Annotated in this window: 3 protein-coding genes and 1 pseudogene; 3 read left to right on the forward strand and 1 reads right to left on the reverse strand. The window is 55.2% G+C overall.

The window, feature by feature from the left end; all coding sequences use genetic code 11:
- The 3 genes and pseudogenes from ACTHRH_RS25585 to ACTHRH_RS25595 form a co-directional block, all read left to right on the forward strand.
- Positions 1 to 671, forward strand: a pseudogene (locus tag ACTHRH_RS25585) (DNA ligase); the annotation flags it as partial.
- A complete protein-coding gene (locus tag ACTHRH_RS25590; RefSeq protein ID WP_144933205.1) occupies positions 668 to 964 on the forward strand; it encodes an EscU/YscU/HrcU family type III secretion system export apparatus switch protein in 297 nt (98 codons plus the stop codon). The pseudogene ACTHRH_RS25585 and the gene ACTHRH_RS25590, both read left to right, overlap by 4 nt.
- Positions 961 to 1,338: a YraN family protein gene (locus ACTHRH_RS25595; RefSeq protein ID WP_379287450.1), complete on the forward strand. Its 378-nt coding sequence runs from the start codon at positions 961 to 963 to the stop codon at positions 1,336 to 1,338. Before ACTHRH_RS25590 ends, ACTHRH_RS25595 begins: the two co-directional genes overlap by 4 nt.
- 44 nt (positions 1,339 to 1,382) lie before the next feature.
- On the opposite strand, the gene ACTHRH_RS25600 is transcribed toward ACTHRH_RS25595, so the two are convergent.
- The gene (locus tag ACTHRH_RS25600; protein WP_440418271.1) at positions 1,383 to 1,661 is read right to left on the reverse strand and encodes a hypothetical protein; all 279 of its coding nucleotides are present in this window, start codon (positions 1,659 to 1,661) and stop codon (positions 1,383 to 1,385) included.
- Positions 1,662 to 1,726 lie beyond the last annotated feature (65 nt).

A 1,726-nucleotide genomic window follows, 5' to 3' on the forward strand; every position in this document is an offset into this window, starting at 1 on the left:
GCTCGCCCGATCCAGCCGCCGGCGGCCGGACGGCTCCCGCTGCGGGGCAGCCTGCGCCTGCCGCGCCCGGGCCAGACCCGGCGGCGGCCGGAGCGGTCCCGGACCGGGCCGCTGAAGCGTCTCAGTCGCTGAAGGGAGCGCTCCTTCAGTTGTCCGCGGCCGATGACCTCCCGCCGGCCCTCCGAGAAGCGGTCCAGCAGACGCTGCAGCAAATTACCGGCCAGCAGCTGTTGCTGGCCGCTGACAGATCGTCCATGTTTACCCATGTGACGATGACGGTCCCGTTGTTCCATGCCTCCGGTGAGCAAACAGCGGCGGTCCACATCCAGACCCGGAAAGGAAAGCAGGGGGAGATGGATTCCTCTAACTGCCGACTGCTTTTCGATTTGAGAATGGCCTACCTCGGGCCGACCATTGTCGATGTTCAAGTGACTGATCGTATCGTGAACATTGTCGTACATAGCGATTATTCGGGGATGGAGAAGGCCATTGAGCCGTTTCGCCAAGAAGTGGCGGACAGGCTGGAGGCGCAGGGATATCCTTTTGTATCCATTCGATCACTGCCCTTCCCGGACAAAAAAGCAGGCCAAAACCACGCTGCTTCGGGGGAGGACGGGGGACTGTCTCTGTATGATACTAAACCGTACAAAGGAGTCGATCTGCGGATATGAATTCTTCCAACAGCCATACACCGAAGAAAGCAGTCGCTTTACGATACTCTCCCGACCAAATAGCGGCCCCGGTCGTCGTGGCCAAAGGAAAGGGCGAGGTGGCGGAGACCATTTTGCAGAAGGCCAGAGAGTATGGGGTTCCTGTCCAAGAGAATGCGTCGTTGGTTGAGGTTCTGTCCCAGCTGGACCTGGAGCAGCAAATCCCGCCCGATTTATATCAATTGGTTGCCGAAATATTGACTTTCGTCTACCGTTCCGATCAATGGGCAGGGGAACAAGCGGGTATCCGATGAGCGTTCCCGGTAAGGATAGCCGCAAGGAACTGGGACGCCGGGGTGAGCGGCAGGCGGAAGCTTTTTTGACCATGCAAAATTATCGCATTGTTCATCGCAATTGGAAATGCCGCACCGGGGAATTGGACATTGTAGCTTGGGATGGAACTGTCCTTGTTTTTGTCGAAGTAAGGACAAGAAGAATGACCGGTACCTTCGGGAGCCCGCAGGAATCGGTGAATGCCAGGAAACAGAAGCAAGTCAGGGATACGGCACAGGTGTACCTGCATTTTCATCAACTGAACGAGGCTTCCGTCCGTTTTGATGTCGTTTCGGTTTACATGGATTTACAGGGGAGAACGAAGAGGCTGGAGCACTTGCGCGGTGCTTTTTAATAGATAACGATCACTTGTGGAGCCAGAACGGATACCCGGGATTGCTATTCTCTCAGGGCATCTCTTAACTTGCTGGACATCTTCTGGGCTTGGGGACGGCGTGTGCTGCGCAGTCTTTCCAGCTCTTTTTTCATTTGTTCGTTCTCTTGCAGCAATGCCTGTATATTCGCGGCTTCTGACTCGAAAGGCTTCCGTTCGCACTCTTCCACTTTGCCGGCAAAAAGCCACCCTCCGCCTTGCAAAAATTGTTCGAATTCATGGCGGCACTGCAGACCGGTTTGTTCTGAACCTAGCTCCAGCCATCCGTCTATTTTAACTTCCAAAAGCGAGGTTCAACTCCACCGTCTTTAGACGGTATCCGCTTTTAGCCCTACAGGATCTGGAAATA

Source organism: Paenibacillus sp. SAFN-117 (genome assembly GCF_051966115.1).
GTDB lineage: Bacteria > Bacillota > Bacilli > Paenibacillales > NBRC-103111 > Paenibacillus_L > Paenibacillus_L residui.

Coding starts and splice junctions, on each gene's coding strand:
- ACTHRH_RS25590 (WP_144933205.1), top strand. CDS start 668: ATGAATTCTTCCAACAGCCATACACCGAAGAAAGCAGTCGCTTTACGA.
- ACTHRH_RS25595 (WP_379287450.1), top strand. CDS start 961: ATGAGCGTTCCCGGTAAGGATAGCCGCAAGGAACTGGGACGCCGGGGT.